Below are 22783 nucleotides of genomic sequence, written 5' to 3'. Positions count from 1 at the left end.
GTAACTGGTGCATGTGGTCCCCCTTTGCGGCTAATAAGCTGCAAAGGGAGCGGACCGTCGAGGGACACGGGGGTGAGATGGAACGTCCGGTCGAGGTCGTCGTGTCCGACCTGCACCTGGCGTCGAGCCGGCTGCGCGATGCGGGGCAACGGCTGCAGGACGGTCTGTCCAGCGTCGACCTGGAAACCCGCGAGCTGCTCGGGTCGGGCTGGAAGGGTGGCGCAGCGTCTGCATTCTCGGGCGCGTGGGATCAGTGGCACAACGGCGCCGGTCAGGTGATTCGCGGTGTGCAGACCATGTCCGAGCTGCTGCGCGTTGCCGCCGATCAGTACGCCCGCGCCGACGAGCAGGGTGCGGACGCGATCGCGTCGGCATCCCCGGAGCAGAGCACCGGGTCGGCACCGGCTGCTGCCGGTGGGGAGGCGCCGGTGACCGGGGACACCATGTCCACCGGGGCGGGGCCGTCGGGAGGGCCGGTGGGATCGCGGGGTCCAGCGGCTGCGGCAGGTTCGGCGTCGGGTGCGGTGGCGTCGGCAGCCTCCGATGCGGTGTCGCAGGTGGGGCAGGTCGGCGGCCAGGTGTCATCCGGACTGGCCCAGGCCGCCCAAGCGGCGGCCGGGATGGCGCAACAGGTCGGCCAGGCCGTCGAGCAGATTGTCGAGCAGGCCGTGCAGCAATCGGCCGAGGCGGAGAAACGCGGCGAGCAGGCACCCGTCGAACCGCCGCCTTCCGATGCGCAGCCACCGACCGGTGAGGTGCCGCGATGACGCAGCTGGTGGTCGATTTCGGCAAGTTGCAGGCGGCGATCGAGCACATGCAGGCGTTCGAACGTGAGGTCACCGAGTCCCTGGAGGACATCGACCACACCATGGCGGCGCTCCGGGCGTCCTGGCATGGCGAGGGGTCGGATTCCCAAGCCCAGGCTCAGCAGCAGTGGGAGGACGGCGCCGAGCAGATGAAGTCGGCGCTGAAGCAGTTGCGATCGATCGCCCAGGCCGCGCAGAAGAACTACTCGGAAGCCGTGACCAGAAACGGCGCGATGTGGGGGTAGTCGCCTCGGCGCACGGCCGGATCGAGGTGGATCCGGACGTCCTGATCAACGCGGGCAAGCGCGTCGAATCGCTGGGCTCGCAGCTGGCGATGCTGTCCGACTCACTGGGTGCGGCGCTGGGCGGTGGCATCGCCTCTGGTGCGGATAGCGCGGGCCTGAGCTTCGGACTGCAGTACGGCCGAATCGCTGACGATTTCGCGAAAACACTGGCCATGGCGGCGAATTCGTATCTGGGCGTCGGCCGCATGCTCCAGGCAACCGGCTACAACTATCGTAATGCCGACGCGGCATCGACCATCGGAGGCCAGGGCGCGAGCGGCGGTGTCGGGCCGGCGCCTGCCGAGAAGGTAGCCGCCGATCTGCCCACGGGACCTAACGGGGTCATGGTTCCGCCGCCCAGCAAGTGGTACCTGGTCGAGCCCCTGCTACAGGTCCTGCCTGGGCTCGGATTGATCGCCGGCACGGCGATGAGCTGGCCGTCCGGAAACGCCGCGATGATGAATGTGCTTGCAGCGCAATGGCGGAATTTCAGCACCGGGTTCGCCATCTTCCAGTCGGAGCTCAATGCCCTCAAGCCGGCCGTCGCGGCGCAGCACATTCCCGAAGGCGACAAGATCTCCGAGGCGTTCGACAACCTGGGCACGGCCATGTCGCACCTCACGGACACGGCCACGACAACTGCCCAGAAGATCTCGGATTTCGCCAAGGAGGTGCAACAGGTCCAAGATGCCATCCGCCGACTGCTGGACCGGCTGTCGCTGTCGGGACTGTGGGACACGGTGACCGACTTCTTCACCGGCGATGGCATGAAGGTGCTCCGCGAGGTCGCCCGCGACGTCAGTACCGTGCTGGGCAACTTCCAGCGCCAGGTCGAGGGAATTGTCGGCCTGCTCAACGAACTCAAGAATGTGATCAGCGACGCCGCGGACGCTTTCCAGAAGTGGATCCGGCCCGTTCTCGTCGCTCAATTCGGCGACGACGTCGGCAATTTCCTGGCCGACGCCGTCACCCTCTATACCGACTTCGAGGTGGGTCTGGCCAACGGTCTGATCAACACCGTGTCCGGTGTCGTGTCAATGGCCGATCCGGCGACGTGGAAGGGCATGGCCGAAAAGGCTTGGGAAGTGGCGAACGATCCCAGCAAAGCACCCGGCGTGCTGGCCGAAATGGGCAAGCAGTTCATCGCGCTGGACCAATGGAAGGGTGACCACCCCGGCCGGGGCGCCGGTGAGGCGGCGTTCAATATCGGGTCGTTGTTCGTGCCGGGCGGGGCGCTCTCGAAGACCGGCAGCGTGGCCAAGAGCCTGAACATGACTCGTCGGGTGCTGGAAGAGGGCCGTCTGCCCAAGCTCGGCGAGATCGGTGAGTGGAGCCGCGGCGCGCCGAAGTTCGACGGGGTGGGAGATCTTCCAGGCGGACAAGGGGTCCCCGATGTGCCGGAGGTCAGGCCCGGCGCGGTGCCCGATTCGCTGGTCGGGCCGACCGCCCCACACGGTATCGACGCGCCGACCACGCCGCGCGGACTGGACAGCCCGCACGGACCGGCCGGGCCACCCGACCCGCCGGGACCGCAGAGCACGCCCGGCGGCACCCATCAAGGAGGTGGTGCCAACCCGCCACCGGATCCACCGGGACGTTCGGTTCCGCCGTCTCCCGCAGATTCCGGACCAGGCCGAGTGGACGGGTCGGCACCGCAACCACCGGGCCCCCCGTCACATACACCGGGACCGACGTCGCATACGCCGGAGCAGTCACCGAGCGCGCCGGAAGCGTCGCCGCGCGCTCCCGAGGCGTCACCACCGGCGGCCTCGCCCCCGCATGAAACACACAGTCCGGCAGGGACTCCCGAGACGCCACGCGCACCAGAGCCGGGTTCACATGCGCCCGAGGCGGGTTCACATGCACCGGAAGCGGGTTCGCGCACCACCGAGATCAGGGAAACCTCCACGCCTGGCGGCAATGAGCCGCCGACGGCGAGCCATCCTCCGGTGGAGCACCAGCCGACCGTCGACCAGCCCCGTGTGCACGAGCCGGCCGCACATCAGCCGTCCACGCACGAATCCGTCGACACAAGTCCGGCGTCGACGCCCACCGGACAACACCCCACTGCGCCGACGCCCATGGTCGGCGGTATGCCGATGGGTCCGCACGTCGCCGGCCCCATGCACGCCGCAGGCGATCACTCCCCCGCCGCCCGCACGCCGGCTCCGGACGCGTCCACGCGCACACCGGAGGCTCGGTCGCCAGAAGGTCGGTCACCGGACACCCGCTCCCCGCAGACGAATTCACCATCCCCGACTGGCGCGGGACCGTCGGCCGAGCGTTCACCGTCGGCGCCGGTGAAGGCGAGCGCGACCCCGCCCGAATCGGCGCCCGCGCGCGAACAGCTACGCCCCACGCAGGATGCTCCCGCAGCCCGAGCCGAAGACCATTCCGCACCTCATCGGGATGAAACACCGACTACCGCAGAGCATCATCCCACTGAACCCGCCGGCTCCAGCCATGACCCGGGTGCCGGCACCGGGCCCGAACATGCGGATCATTCCGGGCCGGTGGGCAATCCGGCGAACGATCGGATCTACGGTCCGGGCCAGCTCGACCATGTCGAGGATCCCGCGTACCAGCGGGCGGTGGAGGACGCCCTGCGCGACCCGCAGGGAAACTACGTTCGGCATGCCGATCCCCGGACGAACGACTACGGCAACTTGATCAATGATGGTGGGCCGACCGTCGACGGCCGCTCGAACAATTGTCTCGACTGTTCACTTTCGGCGCTGTCATCGTTCCGCGGGGAGCCGACCGTCTCCGCGCCTCGGTATCTGGACGAATTGCCGGACGGGACCATCGACAGGGAATCCGGCGAGCGCAACGGCTTGAATCGCGCCCAAAATTGGCTCGGCGATGGGCTATTGGAGTTTCCCGACCACGGGCTCTCCGACCAGTTCGATCTGCTCCACCGGTACATCAACCAACTCGGCCCCGGATCTGCCGCGCTGGTGGTCAACGGCTGGCACGCCCGCGACTTGATCACCGGCGAATACCTTTTCGACGCCCACGGAATGCCCATCACCAGCGGGTCACATGCGACGGTCATCGTGCATCCCGAAGGCGGCGGAGGCCCGGTGTGGTGGGATCCGCAGCAAGGATTGACCTCGGACCGTCCCCCTGCCTGGATGGTCGAGCAGTCAACTTACCTTCACTTCACGCCGATCGAACCCAGTCAAGGAGTGCACCATGCCGGAATTGGACACCAGGGAACAGGTGCTGGCGTATCTGGCCGAGATGGCTCCGAGCCAGACCTATCACGTGCAACCGTTTCGGTACGGATGGATGGCGACGAAAGTGCTTTCCCCGGAGCAGATGGCGGCGGGCCAGGCAGTGGGACTGGCGAGGCTGGTGATCGATTCGGAGACGGGGATCGTGTATCAGTACCCGAGCTGGTCGGAGACGATGGTGGCCGAGGCGTACACGACGTTCAAGGAGACGGGACTCAACCGGGCCGGGAATCAGATCTATCCACACCAGTGGGAGATCAGGATTCGACGTACGCAGGAGGACACAACGACGATCGCATATCGGTTGACGGCGGCGTCTCTGAGCAATCCCCCCGAGCCGACGCAGGATCACCCGCTGACAATCGAGAAGCACACGGGTCTGTGCGACCCGAGGGATCCGCTGTCGAAAGTGGCGGCGTCACACGCGAGGTGGGTGAGCCGTCAGAATCAGGGCGTGTGGCCGGAGACGGATACCACGTACCGGTAGGCGAGCACAACGATGGCGGAGCTGGACACCAGGGAGCAGGCATTGGCGTATCTGGCGCTGATGTCACCAACCGAGACATTCCAAGTGCGCCCAATCCAGAAGGGTTGGGTGGTGACCAAAGTGCTTTCTCCGGAACAGATGGCCTCGGGTCAAGCAGTCGGCTTGGCCCGGCTGGTGATCGATTCGGAGACGGGGATCATCTATCAGTACCCGAGCTGGTCGGAGACGATGGTGGCCGAGGCGTACACGACGTTCAAGGAGACGGGGTTCAACCGGGGCGGGAGCCGGATCTACCCGCATCAGTCACGGATCATGATCTGGCGGGTACGGGAGGACGCGCAGACCATCGACTATCAGATGACGGTGGAGTCGCTGACCGATCCCCCGGCACCCACCCAGCAGAATCTCCTGGCCATCGAGAAGCAGACTCTGGCTCACGAGCCGAGAGGGTGGCCGGCGAGCGTGGCGACGTCGCACGCGGAGTGGCTGAGCCGACAGAACCACGGGGTGTGGCCGGAGGTGGCGACAACCGAGGTGTAGGAGGCGGAAGGGCTGGCCTGGCCGCGGACATCCCGCATCAATTGGACGAAGGGCGCCACGAACCACCACTGCCACACCCCGCGGGCGATCATTCTGAGCAGCCGTCAGGTCACGAACGCGACTATGACTTGACTGGGCATACCATCCCGACTGATCAATTGGTCCATCCCGCAGCTGGATTACTGGACGAAGGGTTACTCGATGCTGCAGCAGCTAACCCAACTCGCGTAAACGATGCGCTTTCCCCGGGCGCGCCGAGTTCACACCCGGAGGTGAGAGCGTTGGTTCCAAATGACTACGACCCGAAGGGCGGGTTGTCGGAAGAAGACTGGAATCGCGAGTATTGGCCAAGTGGCAATCGCGATCGGCATGGCAACCCCGACCTGACATGGCCAGACCCTCAACATCACCCGCAGGGTTTCAGCACGCCGGAAGCACGGACACCAGCAGTTCTGCAACCAGGGGAGATGTTCGACCGGTTCGGTCCAGGATTCGGCCAATTTGGATCGCCCGTCGGCACGGAGTTCCCATTGCGGGCTCTTCCGCCTCACAGCCTCGACGCGGGGTACCATCGGTATGAAGTGATACGGCCAATACCCTTGTGGGAAGGCCCAATTGCTCCCGCTATGGGCCAGCCTGGCGGCGGCGTCCAGTACTACTTCACTCGTCCCATCGTGGATCTTCTTAATGCTGGCTACTTGCGAGAGGTTGCCCTGTGAATCTGACTGAACTAGCCAAGGTGTTGTCGTCAATCGGCATTGCGCCGGACGTCTTGGCGCTTGGCGGCCACGCCGATTACTCATTCTGTGTCGAGCAATCCAGCGACGGCGCATGGGAGGTCTACTGGTATGAGCGAGGCAACAAGAACAATTTGGTACGTCTGACGACAGAGTCCGACGCCTGCTTCCAGCTGTTGGGGCGACTTGCATACAGTCAGCTACTGGCCGGCGTCATTGGCCCTCGCTGAGTACTTTCGGCAGGCGACGGGTGGCCCCGATTGCCACCTGCTTCCAACTTGACCGGGACATCCCCGAAACCCCCTTGCCCCCACCCTCCCCGTCGCGGACGCTTGACCCATGTACGTCCCCGCCCACTTCGCCGCCGACGACGCCTCGGTCGATGACCTGCTCACCCACCACGGGGCGGCCGACCTGATCACCGCCACACCCGAAGGCCTGGTCGCCACCATGCTGCCCTTCGTCTACGACGCCGAGCAGCGCACGTTGCAGGGCCACGTGGCCCGCAACAACCCGCAGTGGCAACAGCCCGTCCTCGGTGAGGCGCTGGTGATCGTCCGCGGCCCTGACTCCTACATCTCCCCCAGCTGGTATGCGTCGAAAGCCGAGCACGGCCGTGTCGTGCCCACTTGGAACTACCTGACCGCCCACGTGTACGGCACCGTCACCGTGCACGACGACCCAGCCTGGCTGGACAGCCTGCTGCGCCGGCTCACCGACAAGCACGAAGCCAACCGACCCCAGCCGTGGAGCGTCGATGACGCCCCGCCGAAGTACCTCGCCGGCCAACTGCGCGCCATCGTGGGCATCGAGATCGCCATCACCCGGATCGAGGCCAAGTTCAAACTCAGCCAGAACCGGCCCGCCGCCGATATCGACGGAGTCATCAACGGGCTCAAGGACTCCGACGATGACGCCGGCGCCGAAGCGGTGCAGCGGTTCCGGCCATCACCACCGGCGCGAACGTGAACTTGAACGCGAAAACTGCGAACGACATGACGCGCAAGCGCACGTTCGGGCTCAGCCGGCCGGGATGATCGGCAGCGTGATCGACGACGGATGAGCGGGATCGTGCAGGATGGTCTGCACGGCGGGCAGCGTCCTGGTGTCCTGGCCGAACGGCGCCCCGGTGTTGGGATTCGGCGCGAACTGCGGGTAATCACTGCTGGAAATCTCCAGCCGCACCCGCTCCCCCGCCCGAAATTCGTAACTGGTCGGCCAGATTTCAATCCGCAACTCATACGGCCGGCCCGGCTCGATCGGCGTCGGCTGCGATAGCGAGTCCCGGAACGCGGTCCGCAGAATCCCGTTGTTCAGGTTCACCGCCTGCCCGTCGGGCTTCACCACGACGAGCTTGGCGGTAAAATCCGTATCCACCGCGGACGACGACGCCCACAGCGTCACCGTCGCGGGCCCGGTAATCTCGGTGTCCTGGGACAGCGGCGCCGAGTCGTACACCAACACATCCGAGCGCTGTTCCACCGGCGTCTGATCATAGGGACCCTGCGGCCCTGACAGCGCACCGCAGCAGGAATGGCCACCCAGGCTTGGCGCCGGATACGCCGGGTCATAGGTGTAGGTGTCGGGCCCCTGCGCCGCCGGAAGCACCGGCTGCAACGACCCCGTGCGCTCGGCCAGCCCGCCGTTGCCCGACAGGTACCAATTCACCCATTGCGTCTGCGGCAGTGGCCAACCCGAGGCATGGCGCCACGTGTTGGCGCCCATCACGAAATAGTCGACGCGGGGCGTCCCGCCGATGCCGTTGTCGACGCCCTTGAGGAAATGGTCGTACCACTGGAGCATCAGGTCGTTGATCGGGCTGTTGCCGACCGGGCCGATATCGGACAGCATCGGCGCCGGACGCGAGTCGGGCCGGCCCCAGGCCACATGATCCCACGGCCCGATCACCAGTCGCTGGTTGGCGCGTGCGGCATCGCTACCGCCGTGGGCCGTCATCCCGGCGAAGTTCTGCACTCCGCCGGCCAGGAACGCGTCATACCAGCCCTCGAAATGCAGCACCGGAATCCGCACGGACGGGTACCGGTCCCGGATGCTGACGGCCCGCCAGAAGTCGTCGCGGGTGCTGTGCCGAATCCAGTCGAAGTACCACGGCGCGACAGCCGGGTTGTTCGGCTGCATCGGCGGAAGATCCTTGAAGGGGCGGAAATTCAGCCACCGTGTCGGGTCGGCCGCCGCCGCTTGCAGACGCGCCAGTGCTTCTTGATCGTTGCGGTTGCGGGCAGCAGTGCTGGCGATGGAGTCGATGGCCCACGGCTGCACGAACGCCAACCGGAACTCCCCGCCCTCATAGGTCCAACCGTCGTAGTAATCCGATCCGGTGTTGGCCGGGACGATGGTGACCAGGTGTGGCGGCGCGGTGACCGCGGCGAGCCACTGGGTGGCCCCGACATAGGACGAGCCGTACATGCCCACCTTGCCGTCTGAGCCGGGCAGGGCGGCGGCCCACTCCACCGAGTCGTACCCGTCGTTCATGTCGTTGGTGAACTCGCTGAAGGTGCCGCCGGAGCTGCCCTGGCCGCGGACATCCTGGACCACCACCAGATAACAATGCGAGGCAAACCAATCCGGTGACTGATACCGCGACGGCTCCACCTGCGCCCCCGATTTTCCGTACTGGGTCCGCATCAGGATCACCGGGACGGGACCGGTGTTCCTGGGCCGGTAGACGTCGGCGCGCAACACCACCCCGTCGCGCATGGTGGCAGGCACGTCACGCTCGGTGTCGACGGCACACGGCCCCCGGCCGGCCGCCGCGGGAAACGGAGCGGAAGCCGGGTTGCGGCCCGGCCCGCAGCCGGTGACCAGCAGGAGAATGGTCACAAGCATCGCCGCGGCTCGCACAGACGCAGCCTACTGGCCGACCAGCCAGCCCAACACCGTCAAGCCGATCACGCCCAGCAACAGCACAGGCCCCAGCACTCCCGCCACGCTCGCCGCACCGATCAGCGCGGTGCCGATTCCGATGGCCATCGCGACCATGAGGAAGGCCAGCCGGATCACCAGCAGGAAGCGTTGCCGCAGCACCGTGCGCAACGTCGGGCGCGGCACACTGCGCACCACCCAGACGACGACCGCACCCAAACCGGCACTCAGCACCACGGCGAATACCCTTGGCAGCACCGTCGAATGGTGCAGGTCGTGCGTGCCGCCCATGGCGATCAGCGCGACCGCAAGAAAGACCACCGAAGCCGTCGCCAGCCTGAGCACCCTGATCAGCACCGCACCGATGTTCTTCCGCGCCAACGGACCCAGCTCCGGATCGAGCCGGCCCGCTCCCAGGAAGCCGCGCACCGCCGTCGTCAGCGAGCCCCAGCGCAGCCTGCTGACCGCCAGATTGTGTACGGCCGAGGCGTTATCGGGTTCCAGCCGCAGCGCTTCGTGATAGTCAGCCTCGGCGGCGGACCTGTTCCACATCAACCGGGAAATGTCACCGCGCAGCACGCGAACGTCCGCGGAGGCGGGGTTCAGCCGCACCGCCTCGTTGATCACCAAGAAGGCATCATGATCGAATCCGGCCAGGTGCAGTAGATGGGCGTAGATGTAATGCGCCCGATAGTCGTCAGGGTGCTCGGTCACCGTCCGCCATGCCATCCACCTGGCCTCGTGGTACCGGCCGAGGCCGTGGAGGGCGAGCGCGTAGACCCGTTTGGCGTACGCGTTCGTCGGCGCCACTCCCAGCGCCGAGTACGCCGCCGACGCGGCCCCTGCATAGTCCTTGAGTCCCAACCGCGCCTGGGCGTAGCGGGCCAGCAGGACGGTATTCCCCGGATCGCCAGCCAGTGCGGATTGCAACACCTCGGCCGCACGCTGGTAGTTCCCGGTATCGAGATACGCCGCGGCGACATCACCGGCATCGGCGGCCAAGGACATCACCGAACCCTGTGGCGCCGCAGATACTTGGCCAATGCGTCGTAGGTTCCGTCCCGGTTGCTGAACTCGACCACATTGCGCGCCGTGTCGAACCACGGCCCCGTCGACGGCCTGATCTGCGTCAGTGCCGTGTCGACATCGGACATGCGGACCGGCCGAATCTGCCCGCTGCTCAGGGAATCCGCCATCGCCAGTTGAGTGGCGGAGTCGCAGATGTGCGCCAGGTCGGCGCCGGAGAAGCCGTCGGTGCGCTTGGCCACCTCGGCCAGATTGATGCCCTCGACCGGTCGGTCCTGCAGATGCAGCTTCATGATGGCTGCCCTGGCCTCGGCGTCGGGCAGCGGGACGAAGATCATCCGGTCGAATCGCCCCGGCCGGCGCAGCGCCGGGTCGACATCCCACGGCGCATTCGTCGCTCCGAGCACGTACACACCATCGTTGACAGATGTGGCCGAATCAAGTTCCTCCAGAAGCGCATTGACGACGGTGCGCAACCCCGCAGAGCCGCTCAACGCCGAGCGGCGATGCCCCAGCGCGTCGACCTCGTCGAAGAACAGCACGCACGGAGCATTGCGGCGGGCACTGTCGAAGATCGCGCGGATGCTGTTCTCGCTCTCGCCCAGCCAGCGCGAGAGCACGTCGGCGATGCCGACCTGATAGAAGTTTGCCCCCAGCTCACCCGAAACAGCCTTCGCCACAAACGTTTTGCCACACCCGGGGGGACCGTAGAGCAGAAGCCCACCGCGGGCCGACACCTTGAACGTCTTCATCAGATCCGGATTGCGGATGGGCCCCAGCAACGAAAGTTCGAGCTGCTTCTTCACATCGGCCATACCGGCGATATCGGTCAGCCGCGTCACCGGCCGCTGCACGGCGTCGAAATCATTCTCGTCGACCACTGTGGCTGGATCGTCGACGAAGGCCGGTTTGACGATATCGGCGACCTGATCCTCGGCAGCCCCCCAGTCGAACTCCGGCGAGGAATCGCCTTGACTGGTGGGCGAGCCCGCCAGCCCGGACGTACACCGCTGCAACAACGACAGGGCAGCCGCATGCGTCGCGTCCTGCGCCAGTACCGCGCTGCAATGGGCCAACGCCTCGGCGAAGCGTTCACGCTGCACCAGCAGGGTCGCCAGGTGTACCCGCAATTCGATCAGTTCCGGACTACGCTCCACCGCCGCAGCCAGTTCCCGGATGACCGCGTCCTCAGCCATTCGCCCCCCTCGATCGCTGAGCAGAATTCTACGCAGCGCGGGGACGGGCTAATCCAGGCTCGTGGCCTGCAACACCAAGGTGGCGTGGCCGCGGTCCAAGAACGCGTAGGTGCTCGTCGCCGGCGGAGTCGAAAAACCGTTGTCGAGCCGCTCCCCGGTGAGAAACGGGCCTTGGGGCACTTCGGCACTGAGTTCGTCGCGCACCCGGGGCTTGCGGCCCGTGTCGGTGGGCTGGAAGAGCTTCATCATGGCTTCGGTCACCTCCGGCGACAGCTTCACCACGGCATCGGTCCACCGCACCCCGGCGGTGGGGGCACCGGCATCGCCCGTCCATTGCACCCACGAGACGGCTTCGGGCGCCCCGATGGTGGGAAACACCGCAACCAGGGCGGGAATGTCGTGGCGCACCGGCACCGGCGGCTCAGGTGGCGGCTGGGGTTCGTCGTTGCGGTGCGAACAGCCGATCGCCGCGACGGCACACATGGCCGTCGCGGCGATCGTCCGCGTGAATCTCTTGGGCACCAGGCTCAGTAGCGGTAGTGCTCCGGCTTGTACGGCCCCTCGACGTCGACGCCGATGTACTCGGCCTGGTCCTTGGTGAGCTTGGTCAGCGTGCCACCGAGAGCCTCGACGTGGATGCGGGCCACCTTCTCGTCCAGGTGCTTGGCCAGCCGGTAGACCTCGTTGTCGTACTCGTCGTTCTTGGTCCACAGCTCGATCTGGGCGATCACCTGGTTGGAGAAGCTGTTACTCATCACGAACGACGGGTGGCCGGTCGCGTTGCCCAGGTTCAGCAGCCGGCCCTCGGACAGCACGATGATCGACTTGCCGTCCTCGCCGAAGACCCACTCGTCAACCTGCGGCTTGATGTTGATCCGCGTGGCGCCGGAGCGCTCCAGGGCGGCCATGTCGATCTCGTTGTCGAAGTGGCCGATGTTGCCCAGGATGGCCTTGTCCTTCATCGCCTTCATGTGCTCGAGGGTGATGATGTCCTTGTTGCCGGTCGAGGTGACGACGATGTCGGCGTCACCGATCGCGTCCTCGACGGTCACCACGTCGAAGCCGTCCATCAGCGCCTGCAGCGCGTTGATCGGGTCGATCTCGGTGACCTGCACGCGGGCACCCTGGCCGGCCAGCGACTCCGCGCAACCCTTGCCGACATCGCCGTAGCCGCAGATCAGCACCTTCTTGCCGCCGATCAGCACGTCGGTGCCGCGGTTGATGCCGTCGATCAGCGAGTGCCGGGTGCCGTACTTGTTGTCGAACTTGCTCTTGGTGACCGAGTCGTTGACGTTGATGGCCGGGAACGCGAGCTCACCGGCGGCGGCGAACTGGTAGAGGCGCAGCACACCGGTGGTGGTCTCCTCGGTGACGCCCTTGACGGACTCGGCGATCTTGGTCCACTTGGTCTTGTCCTTCTCGAAGCCCTTGCGGACCAGCTCGAGGAAGACCTTCCACTCGGCCGAGTCGTCGTCCTCGGCGGGCGGGACCACGCCGGCCTTCTCGTACTGCGCACCGCGCAGCACCAGCATGGTGGCGTCGCCACCGTCGTCGAGGATCATGTTGGCGGGCTCGCCTTCCCAGGTGAGCATCTGCTCGGCCGCCCACCAGTACTCCTCCAGCGTTTCGCCCTTCCAGGCGAACACCGGGGTGCCCTTGGGCTCCTCCGGGGTGCCGTGCGGACCGACCACCACAGCCGCGGCGGCGTGGTCCTGGGTGGAGAAGATGTTGCAGCTGGCCCAGCGGACCTGCGCGCCGAGCGCGGTGAGCGTCTCGATCAGCACCGCGGTCTGCACCGTCATGTGCAGCGAACCCGAGATCCGCGCGCCCTTGAGCGGCTGGACGTCGTGGTATTCGCGGCGCAGCGCCATCAGGCCCGGCATCTCGTGCTCGGCCAGGCGGATTTCCTTGCGGCCGAAGTCGGCCAGCGACAGATCGGCGACCTTGTAGTCGATGCCGTTGCGGACATCAACCTTCAGCTCAGACATGTAAGAGCCCCTCTTTTTTTGAACCGTCAATGACTGTCGGCGGCACAGCTGTGCCCCGAAGACACCTCTAGCCTGCGGGCTCGCGGGACAGGCGCTCGGCGCTCTGACAGCTAAGGGGTGTCGATTACACCGTATCGTTCGGCGAACGGTGACATGAGCCGGGCCAGGTCACGGGCCACATCGTGGTCGGCTTCCGGCGGCATGGACACATAACTCATGGCCAGTCGGACGATGGCGCGGGCCAGCACCCCGGCGTCCTCGTCGCTGGAGCGGATCCAGCTGGTCTGGAAGGTTTCCTGCAGCCGCGTCGAGCAGCGGGTGATGATGGGCCCGCTGCCGATGGTGATGATCTGCAGCAGGTCAGGCTTGGCGGCGCCGGTCAGCAGCGAGATGACCAGTGGGTCGGACGCCGAGTCCACGAAAAAGGCCCGGAAGCCCTCCAGGAACGCCTCGTACACCTGGCCGACGTTGTGGTTGATGGCGTGCGCGACGGCATCGACCAGTCGGTCGGCCAGCCGCAGCGCATAGCCTTCGGCCAACCCCTGCCGGGATCCGAATTCGTTGTAGATGGTCTGCCGGCTGATCCCGGCGGCCCGCGCCACATCGGTGAGGGTGATCGAGGACCAGTCCCGCACCAGCAGCAGCTCGCGCATGCCGTCCAGGATCGAGTCCCGCAGCAGCACCCGCGATGCCTCGGCGTACGGCACGCGCGGCACCGTGCGTCGAGGCATCGAGGTGTTCATAGGGCCGAGGTTATCGCCTAACCCCACCCAATCGGCGGTCAAGTCATTTCCCCGTCGCTTCGCTCGCCCCGGTCATTTCCCCGTCGCTTCGCTCGCCCCGGTCACTTCCCCGTCGCTTCGCTCGCCCCGGTTACCGGGCCACCTCAACCATGTCGAAGTCCGATTTCGCCGCGCCGCAGTCCGGGCAGCTCCAATCGTCGGGGATATCGTCCCACCGGGTGCCGGGGGCGATGCCGTCCTCGGGCCAGCCCTTGGCCTCGTCGTACTCGAATCCGCACTGCACGCAGACGTAGAGCTTGTAGTCACTCATGCTTTCGCACCGATCTCTTCGAAGTCGACCTTCTCGCGCACCGCGCAGTCCGGGCAGGTCCAGTCGTCGGGCACCGCGCCCCATGCCGTTCCGGCCGGAAAGCCTTCGCGCGGAGCACCTTTGGCTTCGTCGTAGACATAGTCGCAGCCGGGACACTTGAAGGCGCTCACGCTCAAGCCCTCCGCTCTTCGCGCGAGCGCTCATCGCCAGCCCCGTACTTGGCCAGCACCTTGTCCCGCATCCGCGGATGGATGTTGGCGCGGGTGATATCGCCGTCATAGTGGGCCAGCACCCGGTGGTCCATCACCTTGCGCCACAGCGGCGGGAAGTAGGTCAGCCCGATCATCGAGGCATATCCGCTGGGCAGGTTGGGCGCACCGTCCATGCTGCGCAGGGTTTGGTAGCGCCGCGTCGGGTTGGCGTGATGATCACTGTGCCGCTGCAGGTGGTAGAGGAACAAGTTGGTGACGATGTGATCGGAGTTCCAGCTGTGCACCGGCGCGCACCGCTCGTACCGGCCGGACTCCAGCTTCTGCCGCAGCAGCCCGTAATGCTCCAGGTAGTTGACGGTTTCCAGCAGGGCGAAACCGTAGATCGCCGAGATCAGGATGTACGGGATCAGACCGAGACCGAAGATCGCGAGCAGGGCGCCGTAGAACACCACCGACATCGCCCAGGCATTCAACACGTCGTTGGACGGGCGCCACTTCGACTTTCCGGCCCGCTCCAGCCGCTTGGCCTCCAGCTCCCAGGACGACTTCAGGCTGCCCCATACGCTGCGCGGCAGGAACTCCCAGAACGTCTCGCCGAAGCGCGCCGACGCGGGATCCTCCGGGGTGGCGACGCGGACGTGGTGCCCGCGGTTGTGCTCGATGTAGAAGTGGCCGTAGCAGGTCTGGGCCAGGGTGATCTTGGACAACCAGCGTTCCAGCGCATCCTTCTTGTGCCCCATCTCGTGGGCGGTGTTGATACCGACACCGCCGAGCACCCCGACCGAGAGGGCCAGGCCGATCTTGGCCGGCCAGCCCAGCCCGCCGTCGAACCCGAGCCAACTCAGGTCGGATGCGGTGAACAGGTAGGCACCCATGATGACGCTGGCGTACTGGAACGGGATGTAGATGTAGGTGCAGTAGCGGTAGTACTTGTCGTTCTCCAGCCGCTCCATCACCTCATCGGGCGGGTTCTGGCCATCCGGCCCGAAGAACCGGTCCAGGATGGGCAGCAGCACGTACACCAGCAGCGGCCCGATCCAGAACGGGGCCTGGGCCGCGGCCGACCAGCCGGCGTGGTTGAACGCCCACACCACCGGCAGCATCACGAACAGGGCCGTTGGCGCGATCAGGCCCAGCAGCCAGAGGTAACGCTTGCGGTCCCGCCAGTCGGCAGCCGGCACCGGCTGGGTTTGAAGATCGGTTTGCGACGTCATCGTCAGTCAACTCCTCCTGTGAGTGGCATCACCATTGAAGTTGACTATAGACCGCCATTTGTCCGGCGTCTAGACAAACAACCGTCTTTTGTAAAACGACCGGTCAGGCTCCCAAGTCGCGGGCGAAGCCGTCCGGAATGACCAGGTCGGACGGCCGGAGATCCTGCACCGAGGCCAAACCGAGCCCCAGCAAGGCCGAATCGATACCGCCGCGCAGGATGTCCAGCACGTTCTCCACACCCTCCTGACCACCGGCGGCCAAGCCCCACAGGTAGGCCCGGCCGAGCATCACGGCACGCGCACCGAGGGCCACCGCCTTCACCACGTCGCTGCCGCGCCGGATGCCGCCGTCCAGCACGACGTCGATATCGGAGCCGACGGCCGACGCGATGGCGGGCAGCGCCCTGATCGAGGCGGGCGTGCCGTCCAGGTTGTTGCCGCCGTGATTGGACACCGAGATGGCGGTGACACCCGCATCGACGGCCCGCTTGGCATCGTCGACGCGCATGACGCCCTTGAGCATGAACGGGCCACCCCAGCGCTCCCGCAGCCAGGCGATATCCGCCCAGGTAGGTAGCGGCGTCTGCATCCACTCGCCGTAGGCGCCGAAGAAGGTGGGCGCCGGAGTTCCGGGTTCGGCGAGATTGGGTGCGGTCAGATCCGGCACCCGGCCGGTGCGGGCGAAGTCGAGCAGCCAGCGCGGCCGCCGCAACCCTTCCGGCGCGAACCGGGCCATGGCCTTGAGGTCCATGCGTTCCGGAATCTTGGGGCTACCCCAGTCGCGCCCGTGCGAGAAGGACCAGTCGGTGGTGAGGATCAAGCCGACGGCGCCGGCCGCCCGTGCCCGTTCCATCCGGGCCTCCAGCTGGTCGCGGGTCCCGGTCCAGTACATCTGGAAAAAGGTCTGCGGGTTGGCCGCGGTCACCTCTTCGATGGCCTTGCTGGCGAACGACGACAGGCTCATCGCGGTCCCCCGAGCCGCGGCAGCGCGGGCAACCGCCACCTCGCCGTCGGGGTGCACGGCCTGCACCCCGGTCGGCGAGATGAACACCGGCAACGAAATCGACTGACCCATCACGGTTGTGGCGAGATCACGCTTGCTGGACAGACCAGCAACGTGCGGTGCGAAGCCGAGCTCGCCGAACGCCGCGGTGTTGTCGGCGACGGTGCTGCCCTTCTCCGATCCGGCCAACAGCGCGCTGTACACACTCTTCGGCAGCCGTTTCGCGGCGCGGCGTTGCGCCTCGGCCACGGTCTCGAACCATGCCATCGTTTCGCTCCTTACAACAATTCACTGACGGGGTTGACATCGCACACCCGCCTGGGCTTTTTGAGCACCGTCAGCGGCAGCGAGCGGGAATGGTCGACGGCCGGGCGCGGGATGGACCGCTCGGCACTCAGCGCCGATTCGCCGTAGCCCTGCACACATTCGGGATCCGGGCCGTCCATCGGCAGGCCGGTGAAGAACTTGGCGGCCATGCAGCCGCCGCGGCAGCTGTCGAAGTGCGCACAGGATGCGCACGCGCCGCCGGTGGTCGGGTTACGCAGTTCGGCAAACAGTGGCGCGTTCCGCCAGACGTCCTGGAACCCGTTGCTGGTCAATACGTTTCCGGCCAGGAACTTCTCGTGGATGGCGAACGGGCAGGCATACACATCGCCGACCGGATCGATCAGGCACACCACCCGGCCGGCACCACACAGGTTCAGCCCGGGCAGGGCGCTGCCGTACGCCGACAGATGGAAAAACGAATCCCCGGTAAGAACACCGTCACCGCGGGCGACCAGCCAGTCGTAGAGCCGGCGCTGTTGCGCCGGGGTGGGGTGCAACTCGTCCCAGACATCGGCGCCGCGACCCGAGGGCCGCAGCCGGGTGATCCGCAACGTCGCTCCGAAACGATCCGCCAGCGCCTTGAACTCATCGAGCTGCTCCACATTGTGCCGGGTGACGACGACGGAAATCTTGGCATCCTTGAAGCCCGCATCCTGGAGGTTCGTCAAGGCCCGCACCGCCATGTCGAACGATCCGGGGCCGCGCACCGCATCGTTGATCTCGGCGGTGGCGCCGTCCAGCGAGATCTGCACGTCGACGTAATCACTGGCGGCCAGCTTGGCGGCGACGGCGGGCGTGATGCGTACCCCGTTGGTCGAGAACTTCACGCCCACATGGTGTTCGGTGGCGTAGTCCACCAGCTCCCAGAAATCCGAGCGCACCGTCGGCTCACCGCCACCGATGTTCACGTAGAACACCTGCATGCGTTCCAGCTCGTCGATGATGTCCTTGCACTGCCGTGTGCTCAGCTCACGCGGGTCGCGCTTACCCGACGCCGACAGGCAGTGCACGCAGGACAGGTTGCACGCGTAGGTCAGCTCCCAGGTCAGGCAGATCGGGGCGTCCAAGCCCAGCTCGAACTGGTCACTGAGGGTGACCGCCGGCGAAATCGTCGTCATGACCGCACCAGCATCTGGGAGTGCGCTAGCGCGGCAAGGGCTTTGGTGTAAGGCTCGCTGTCCCGCACCCCCGCCGCTTCCAGGGCGGCCGCGGCACTGGGATGCCGAGGCAGTGACTGCACAACCTCGACCACCGTGGTGTTCTTCAGGAAGGACAGCTTGCGGGTGCCGAAGTGGTACAGCAGCGCGCCGAACGGCTCGGGCCGAACGGCGACCTGCGGGTGCAGTCGCCAGGCGCCGTTCGGATCGAACGGCATGTCAGTACACCCCGCACATGCCGTCGATGAGGACCTCCTCGACGAGGGTCTCCTCGACCAGCGGCGTTGTCGTCGCGGTGTTCTCGGTGGCGTCATGAGTGGGCATCGGTTCCTCCAGGACTGTGATGGACACCACTCACGCTAAGTCACACCGATGTCAGGCAACACTGGCCGGACGGGCAGTTGGCCACCCACCCGGTCAGGTGCAGATCGCACCCAGTTGGTGCGGGCGGATTCACCTGTGCCGCCAATACCGTTGTCCACCATGACCGTTGCTCTCCTGGATCCCGCCGAGGTCGATCCCCTTGCGCCGACGGCCGTCGGCGTGTGGCACGGTGACGGGGTGCGGGTCCTGCGGCGCCCTCCGCACGACGACCGGAGCGGCGCCCGGTTCACCGCCTCTCGCGACGGTGCCGTGCTGACGGTCCAGCACGACCTCACACCTGACGAGCTGAACGACGAACTCGCGGTGCTGCTGACCGCGCAGCTGGGGGCGTGGCTGCGCGGCCGCCCGGAGTTCGAGCAGGTGTTCACCGGAGTGGTGCGGTCGACGGTCGACGGCGGCATGGCGGCGTGGTTGCGGTTCTACCGCAACTCCATTGCGGCGCTGGAGGACGGCAGCGCGGCGTTCGCCCCCATCCACGAACGGGCCGCCCAGCTGGTCGCCGGGCCCCGGTTGATCGACCTGGGGTCCTGCTTCGGCTTCTTCCCACTGCGCATGCAGCGCAGCGGTTTCGACGTGCTGGCCACCGACCTGAGCGGGCCGACGATGGATCTGCTGGACGCGGTGAGCCGACGGCTGCGGCGCCCGGTGCGCACCCTACGCTGCGACGCCGGCCGGATCCCCCTACCCGACCGTACGGCCGACACCGTCACCGCTGTGCACCTGCTCGAGCATCTGGATGAGCCGGCCGGTGACCGGGTGCTCGCCGAAGCCGTGCGGTTGGCCCGGCACCGGGTGGTGGTCGCGGTACCGTTCGAGGAGCAGCCGCAAGCCTGCTATGGCCATATCCGCCGATTCGATATCGCCACATTGCGAACACTCGGTGAATGGCTCTGTGCCGCAGACCCATCCATGCACGTGACCGTGTTCGAACACCACGGCGGCTGGCTGGTGCTCGACCGGCGGTAGCGGCTAGCGCACCGGGATCGTGAACGTGAAGGTGCTCCCATGCCCGGTCCCGGTGCTGGCGGCGACGATCCGGCCGCCGTGGGCCTCGACGAACGCCTTCGCGATCGCCAGGCCGATACCGGCACCGCCGTGCCCACGGTCGCGCGCGGTGTCCACACGATAGAAGCGTTCGAACACCCGGCCGAGGTGTTCGGGCGGGATGCCATCCCCGTTGTCGCACACCGAGATCTCGACGGCAGCACCGGCCAACCGCGCACCGATCCTGACCCGGTCCCCACCGTGGGTGTGCCGAAGGGCATTGTTGAGCAGGTTGGTCAGTACCTGCCCGATGCGTTCCGGGTCCCCCACCGCCGCCGGCAGACCGGGGTCGATGTCGTGGGCCAAGTCAACACCTTTGGCGCGGTACTGCGGTTCGAACGAGGCCACCGCGTTCGTGATCAACTCACCGACCTCGACCGGGCGCACATCGATCGCATCCGAACGCTGCTCAGCGCTGAACAGCGCGCCGACATCGGCGCTGAACCGGGTGAGTCGGCGGGTCTGATCCCGCAACACGCCGATCGTCTCCGCGTCCAGAGTCTGTACGCCGTCCTCCAACGCCTCGAAATAGGCTTCCAGGACCGCCACCGGGGTGCGGATCTCGTGCGCCAGGTCCGCCAGCATCTGCCGCCGGCTCCGGTCGACGTCGCCGAGGCGCTGCGCCATCGAGGTGAACGCCGCGGCGATCTCGTCGAACTCCTTGCCCAGCCCGGTGGGTGACACCCGGACGTCGTAACGCCCGTCGGCGATTGCCGTTGCCGCGCTGGCCAGTTCGGAGGCCGATCGGTACACCCGTCGACTCAGATACCAGCTGAGCACCAGTGCAGTCACCGCCGACACCGCGAGCGCGGTGCCCACCGACATCGTCGTCGCGCGCGCGAACGCCCGCTGATAGGGATGGTCGGTCGCATTGCCGGGCTGCACGGCGGCGTCCATCAGCCGCTGGAACATCGGTGGGCCCACCAGCATCGCGACCACGATGGTGGTGGCGATACTGGCCACGACGACAACGGAGTTGGCCGCGAGCAACCGGGTGCGGATGCCGAACCGCGCGTCGGCGCCGGCCACCACTACCCTCGGCCCATGCGGTAGCCGACGCCGCGCACGGTGGTGACGTAACGAGGCTGCGCGGGATCATCACCGAGCTTGCGGCGCAGATGCCCGATATGCACGTCGACGATGTTGTCGTTGCCCACCCAGTTGTCCCCCCATACGGCCTCGATCAGCTGCCGGCGTCCCAGCACCTGGCCGGGCCGCGCCGACAGCGCGACGAGGATATCGAATTCGGTTCTGGTCAGCGGGATTTCCTGCTCCCCCAGGTGCACCTCACGGGATCCGACGTCAACCCGCAACGCGCCGATCGACCGCGGCGGATGTGGGGCACCGGCACCGGGTTCGCGGGTGTCGCGGCGCGGTCGACGCAGCATCGCGTGGATTCGGGCCACCAATTCGCGCGGACTGAACGGCTTGGTCACGTAGTCGTCGGCACCGACCGACAGCCCGACCACCGTGTCCACCTCGGTGTCCCTGGCGGTGAGCATCACCAGATAGGCATCCGAGAACATCCGCAGCTGGCGACACACCTCGAAGCCGTCCATCCCAGGGAGCCCGACGTCGAGCACCACCACGTCGGGGTCCACGGTGCGAGCCTGCGCCAGCCCGGCGGGCCCGTCGTGCGCGGTGTGCACCTCGAACCCGTTCTTGACGAGGTAACTGGCCACCACCGTCGTCAACGGCACCTCGTCGTCGACGATCAAGGCGCGCAGCGTCGGCACGCCCGCAGTATCCGGCATTTCTCCATGATGCCCCGGCCGGTGCCACCGGCCAGGACCTACATCAAATCTTCAGAATTCGACCATCCGATCATCGCCAACGCTCGGCAAGGTCGAGGCATGAACATTTCCGCGCTCATCACCACCACCACCCGCACCCTGGCCTGCGTGTTGGGCGCCGGGGCCGGCATTGCCATTGCCCTGGCACCCGTCGCCGCCGCCGACACCGACCCGCTGGTGCCCTACGGAACCAACCCCCAGGTGCCCTATGTCCTCGGTCTGCACGGCTCCAACCATGACGAGCTGGACACCACCAACGGCCGGCTCGACCTACCTTTCTGAGCACATCGGAAGACGAGTACCCAAGGAGAAGGCAAGCTGGACAGCATGACCCAGGACAACCAACGGGGCTTCGGCCTCAATCGTCGTGACGCCCTGGTCGGGCTGGCCGCCGTCACGGGTGTGGTGGCGGTCGGCGCCGGCGGGGTTGCGGTCGCCTCGGACTGGCTGGGCCCGCCCCGGCTGACGGCTGCGCGGTTGACCGACCGGTTCGAGCAGCTCTACGGCCGCCACGACGGCTTCCGCCGCAACCACGCCAAGGGGGTCGCCGCCACCGGCACCTTCACCAGCACCGGTGCGGCAACGGAAGTCTCGAAGGCGTCCGTCTTCGGCCGCGGCACCGTACCGGTGATGGCCCGCTTCTCGCTGTCGGGCACCCTGCCCGACCAGAAGGACCAGCCCGCCACCGTGCGCGGGTTGGGGGTGCTGTTCCAGACCTCGGACGGCCAGCAGTGGCGTACCGCGATGGTCAACATCCCGGTGTTCCCGGACAGCACCCCGCAAGGTTTCTACGACCGGATGCTGGCGTCCAAGCCGGATCCCAAGACCGGCAAACCCGATCCCGCGGCGATGTCGGCGTTCCTGGCCGCCCATCCGGAGACCGCGGCGGCCATGAAGGTGATCAAGACCGCGCCACCGAGTGCCGGTTTCGCCGACAGCACGTTCTGGGGACTGAACGCATTCCTGGCCACCGCCGAGAACGGACACACCACCCCCGTCCGGTGGTCCCTGATCCCGGTGCAACAAGCAACCACCCAAGCGCAGGGCGACGATTCCCTGTTCGATGCCCTCATCGAGCAGGTGCAGCGCGGCCCGGTCTCCTGGCGGCTGGTCCTGACGTTGGGCCAGCCCGGTGATCCCACCCATGACGCCACCCTCGGGTGGCCCGCCGACCGCCCGACGGTGGAGGCGGGTGTGCTCACCATCGACCGGCTGGCCACCGAGGCCCCCGGAAATGCCAGGGACATCAATTTCGATCCGCTGGTGCTGCCCGACGGGCTGGCCGCATCCGATGATCCGCTGCCCAGGGCACGCTCGGCGGTGTACGCCCAGTCGTTCAACCGTCGGGCCCGAGAACCCAAGTCGCCCAGCGAAGTCAACGTCGAACAGGTGGTCCGCGGTGAGCACTGACAC

Annotated in this window: 25 protein-coding genes and 1 pseudogene; 11 read left to right on the top strand and 15 right to left on the bottom strand. The window is 66.8% G+C overall.

From position 1 onward, the window contains the following. Window positions 1-77 precede the first annotated feature (77 nt). The 8 genes and pseudogenes from SBI67_RS19580 to SBI67_RS19560 all read left to right on the top strand — a co-directional run bounded on the left by SBI67_RS19580 (window position 78) and on the right by SBI67_RS19560 (window position 7059). Window positions 78-767, top strand: a complete 690-nt coding sequence (locus SBI67_RS19580) for a WXG100 family type VII secretion target (protein WP_318982165.1) — start codon at window positions 78-80, stop codon at window positions 765-767. After that, the gene (locus tag SBI67_RS19575; RefSeq protein ID WP_318982164.1) at window positions 764-1051 is read left to right on the top strand and encodes a WXG100 family type VII secretion target; all 288 of its coding nucleotides are present in this window, start codon (window positions 764-766) and stop codon (window positions 1049-1051) included. Before SBI67_RS19580 ends, SBI67_RS19575 begins: the two co-directional genes overlap by 4 nt. Before the next feature lie 89 nt (window positions 1052-1140). Further along, window positions 1141-4185 (top strand): annotated as a pseudogene (locus tag SBI67_RS29245) (toxin glutamine deamidase domain-containing protein); the annotation flags it as partial. 100 nt (window positions 4186-4285) lie between these two features. Beyond that, entirely contained in the window at window positions 4286-4813 is a 528-nt protein-coding gene (locus SBI67_RS29240; RefSeq protein ID WP_489685566.1) for an SUKH-4 family immunity protein, read from the top strand. A gap of 12 nt (window positions 4814-4825) precedes the next feature. Further along, entirely contained in the window at window positions 4826-5353 is a 528-nt protein-coding gene (locus tag SBI67_RS29235; protein WP_489685565.1) for an SUKH-4 family immunity protein, read from the top strand. Continuing rightward, complete coding sequence (locus tag SBI67_RS29230) at window positions 5263-6072, top strand: TNT domain-containing protein (RefSeq protein WP_489685569.1); 810 nt, start codon at window positions 5263-5265, stop codon at window positions 6070-6072. The genes SBI67_RS29235 and SBI67_RS29230 overlap by 91 nt, the downstream gene beginning before the upstream one ends. Beyond that, a complete protein-coding gene (locus SBI67_RS19565) occupies window positions 6069-6320 on the top strand; it encodes a hypothetical protein (protein WP_318982162.1) in 252 nt (83 codons plus the stop codon). The genes SBI67_RS29230 and SBI67_RS19565 overlap by 4 nt, the downstream gene beginning before the upstream one ends. Window positions 6321-6429: 109 nt before the next feature. Further along, on the top strand, window positions 6430-7059 hold the full coding sequence (locus SBI67_RS19560; protein ID WP_318982161.1) for an FMN-binding negative transcriptional regulator: 630 nt from the start codon (window positions 6430-6432) through the stop codon (window positions 7057-7059). Window positions 7060-7110: 51 nt separating this feature from the next. Here the strand turns inward: SBI67_RS19560 and SBI67_RS19555 are convergent, their stop codons facing one another. The 13 genes from SBI67_RS19555 to mftA form a co-directional block, all read right to left on the bottom strand. Next, a complete protein-coding gene (locus SBI67_RS19555) occupies window positions 7111-8937 on the bottom strand; it encodes a CocE/NonD family hydrolase (protein ID WP_318982581.1) in 1827 nt (608 codons plus the stop codon). Between the two features lie 24 nt (window positions 8938-8961). After that, a complete protein-coding gene (locus SBI67_RS19550) occupies window positions 8962-9981 on the bottom strand; it encodes a tetratricopeptide repeat protein (RefSeq protein WP_318982160.1) in 1020 nt (339 codons plus the stop codon). Then, window positions 9981-11195 (bottom strand): AAA family ATPase, encoded by a 1215-nt coding sequence (locus tag SBI67_RS19545; protein ID WP_318982159.1) that lies wholly within the window; start codon window positions 11193-11195, stop codon window positions 9981-9983. Before SBI67_RS19545 ends, SBI67_RS19550 begins: the two co-directional genes overlap by 1 nt. A gap of 48 nt (window positions 11196-11243) precedes the next feature. After that, complete coding sequence (locus SBI67_RS19540; protein WP_318982158.1) at window positions 11244-11717, bottom strand: hypothetical protein; 474 nt, start codon at window positions 11715-11717, stop codon at window positions 11244-11246. Between the two features lie 5 nt (window positions 11718-11722). Then, a complete protein-coding gene (gene ahcY / locus SBI67_RS19535; protein ID WP_318982157.1) occupies window positions 11723-13183 on the bottom strand; it encodes an adenosylhomocysteinase in 1461 nt (486 codons plus the stop codon). Window positions 13184-13293: 110 nt separating this feature from the next. Beyond that, on the bottom strand, window positions 13294-13926 hold the full coding sequence (gene alkX / locus SBI67_RS19530; protein WP_318982156.1) for a TetR family transcriptional regulator AlkX: 633 nt from the start codon (window positions 13924-13926) through the stop codon (window positions 13294-13296). A gap of 130 nt (window positions 13927-14056) precedes the next feature. Beyond that, window positions 14057-14236, bottom strand: a complete 180-nt coding sequence (locus tag SBI67_RS19525; RefSeq protein ID WP_318982155.1) for a rubredoxin — start codon at window positions 14234-14236, stop codon at window positions 14057-14059. Next, complete coding sequence (locus tag SBI67_RS19520) at window positions 14233-14406, bottom strand: rubredoxin (RefSeq protein ID WP_318982154.1); 174 nt, start codon at window positions 14404-14406, stop codon at window positions 14233-14235. The genes SBI67_RS19525 and SBI67_RS19520 overlap by 4 nt, the downstream gene beginning before the upstream one ends. A gap of 2 nt (window positions 14407-14408) precedes the next feature. After that, window positions 14409-15662 carry an alkane 1-monooxygenase gene (locus tag SBI67_RS19515; RefSeq protein WP_318982153.1) on the bottom strand — a complete coding sequence of 418 codons (1254 nt, stop codon included), beginning with the start codon at window positions 15660-15662 and terminating at the stop codon, window positions 14409-14411. Window positions 15663-15765: 103 nt separating this feature from the next. After that, window positions 15766-16932, bottom strand: a complete 1167-nt coding sequence (mftD, locus tag SBI67_RS19510) for a pre-mycofactocin synthase MftD (protein WP_318982152.1) — start codon at window positions 16930-16932, stop codon at window positions 15766-15768. 11 nt (window positions 16933-16943) lie between these two features. Beyond that, window positions 16944-18110, bottom strand: coding sequence for a mycofactocin radical SAM maturase (gene mftC / locus SBI67_RS19505; RefSeq protein WP_318982151.1), 1167 nt, complete (start codon window positions 18108-18110; stop codon window positions 16944-16946). Further along, window positions 18107-18367, bottom strand: a complete 261-nt coding sequence (gene mftB, locus SBI67_RS19500; RefSeq protein WP_318982150.1) for a mycofactocin biosynthesis chaperone MftB — start codon at window positions 18365-18367, stop codon at window positions 18107-18109. Before mftB ends, mftC begins: the two co-directional genes overlap by 4 nt. Before the next feature lies 1 nt (window position 18368). Next, window positions 18369-18473 carry a mycofactocin precursor MftA gene (gene mftA, locus SBI67_RS19495; RefSeq protein ID WP_318982580.1) on the bottom strand — a complete coding sequence of 35 codons (105 nt, stop codon included), beginning with the start codon at window positions 18471-18473 and terminating at the stop codon, window positions 18369-18371. 159 nt (window positions 18474-18632) lie between these two features. On the opposite strand from mftA, the gene mftM reads away from it, so the two are divergent. Continuing rightward, complete coding sequence (mftM, locus tag SBI67_RS19490; protein ID WP_318982149.1) at window positions 18633-19499, top strand: mycofactocin oligosaccharide methyltransferase MftM; 867 nt, start codon at window positions 18633-18635, stop codon at window positions 19497-19499. Between the two features lie 3 nt (window positions 19500-19502). Here the strand turns inward: mftM and SBI67_RS19485 are convergent, their stop codons facing one another. Next, on the bottom strand, window positions 19503-20606 hold the full coding sequence (locus SBI67_RS19485) for a sensor histidine kinase (RefSeq protein ID WP_318982148.1): 1104 nt from the start codon (window positions 20604-20606) through the stop codon (window positions 19503-19505). A gap of 2 nt (window positions 20607-20608) precedes the next feature. Next, window positions 20609-21331: a winged helix-turn-helix domain-containing protein gene (locus tag SBI67_RS19480; protein WP_318982147.1), complete on the bottom strand. Its 723-nt coding sequence runs from the start codon at window positions 21329-21331 to the stop codon at window positions 20609-20611. Window positions 21332-21430: 99 nt separating this feature from the next. On the opposite strand from SBI67_RS19480, the gene SBI67_RS19475 reads away from it, so the two are divergent. Next, complete coding sequence (locus SBI67_RS19475) at window positions 21431-21652, top strand: hypothetical protein (protein WP_318982146.1); 222 nt, start codon at window positions 21431-21433, stop codon at window positions 21650-21652. Between the two features lie 45 nt (window positions 21653-21697). Next, entirely contained in the window at window positions 21698-22780 is a 1083-nt protein-coding gene (locus SBI67_RS19470; protein ID WP_318982145.1) for a catalase family peroxidase, read from the top strand. Window positions 22781-22783: the final 3 nt, after the last annotated feature.

It is taken from the genome of Mycolicibacterium chengduense, from assembly GCF_033741155.1.
Classification (GTDB): Bacteria; Actinomycetota; Actinomycetes; order Mycobacteriales; family Mycobacteriaceae; genus Mycobacterium.
Note: the sequence above shows the minus strand (reverse complement) of the source record. Positions and strands in the feature narration are given on the sequence as shown.

Coding starts and splice junctions, on each gene's coding strand:
- SBI67_RS19580 (WP_318982165.1), top strand. CDS start 78: ATGGAACGTCCGGTCGAGGTCGTCGTGTCCGACCTGCACCTGGCGTCG.
- SBI67_RS19575 (WP_318982164.1), top strand. CDS start 764: ATGACGCAGCTGGTGGTCGATTTCGGCAAGTTGCAGGCGGCGATCGAG.
- SBI67_RS29240 (WP_489685566.1), top strand. CDS start 4,286: ATGCCGGAATTGGACACCAGGGAACAGGTGCTGGCGTATCTGGCCGAG.
- SBI67_RS29235 (WP_489685565.1), top strand. CDS start 4,826: ATGGCGGAGCTGGACACCAGGGAGCAGGCATTGGCGTATCTGGCGCTG.
- SBI67_RS19560 (WP_318982161.1), top strand. CDS start 6,430: ATGTACGTCCCCGCCCACTTCGCCGCCGACGACGCCTCGGTCGATGAC.
- SBI67_RS19555 (WP_318982581.1), bottom strand. CDS start 8,937: ATGCTTGTGACCATTCTCCTGCTGGTCACCGGCTGCGGGCCGGGCCGC.
- SBI67_RS19550 (WP_318982160.1), bottom strand. CDS start 9,981: ATGTCCTTGGCCGCCGATGCCGGTGATGTCGCCGCGGCGTATCTCGAT.
- SBI67_RS19545 (WP_318982159.1), bottom strand. CDS start 11,195: ATGGCTGAGGACGCGGTCATCCGGGAACTGGCTGCGGCGGTGGAGCGT.
- ahcY (WP_318982157.1), bottom strand. CDS start 13,183: ATGTCTGAGCTGAAGGTTGATGTCCGCAACGGCATCGACTACAAGGTC.
- alkX (WP_318982156.1), bottom strand. CDS start 13,926: ATGAACACCTCGATGCCTCGACGCACGGTGCCGCGCGTGCCGTACGCC.
- SBI67_RS19525 (WP_318982155.1), bottom strand. CDS start 14,236: ATGAGTGACTACAAGCTCTACGTCTGCGTGCAGTGCGGATTCGAGTAC.
- SBI67_RS19515 (WP_318982153.1), bottom strand. CDS start 15,662: ATGACGTCGCAAACCGATCTTCAAACCCAGCCGGTGCCGGCTGCCGAC.
- mftD (WP_318982152.1), bottom strand. CDS start 16,932: ATGGCATGGTTCGAGACCGTGGCCGAGGCGCAACGCCGCGCCGCGAAA.
- mftC (WP_318982151.1), bottom strand. CDS start 18,110: ATGACGACGATTTCGCCGGCGGTCACCCTCAGTGACCAGTTCGAGCTG.
- mftB (WP_318982150.1), bottom strand. CDS start 18,367: ATGCCGTTCGATCCGAACGGCGCCTGGCGACTGCACCCGCAGGTCGCC.
- mftA (WP_318982580.1), bottom strand. CDS start 18,473: ATGCCCACTCATGACGCCACCGAGAACACCGCGACGACAACGCCGCTG.
- mftM (WP_318982149.1), top strand. CDS start 18,633: ATGACCGTTGCTCTCCTGGATCCCGCCGAGGTCGATCCCCTTGCGCCG.
- SBI67_RS19480 (WP_318982147.1), bottom strand. CDS start 21,331: ATGCCGGATACTGCGGGCGTGCCGACGCTGCGCGCCTTGATCGTCGAC.
- SBI67_RS19475 (WP_318982146.1), top strand. CDS start 21,431: ATGAACATTTCCGCGCTCATCACCACCACCACCCGCACCCTGGCCTGC.
- SBI67_RS19470 (WP_318982145.1), top strand. CDS start 21,698: ATGACCCAGGACAACCAACGGGGCTTCGGCCTCAATCGTCGTGACGCC.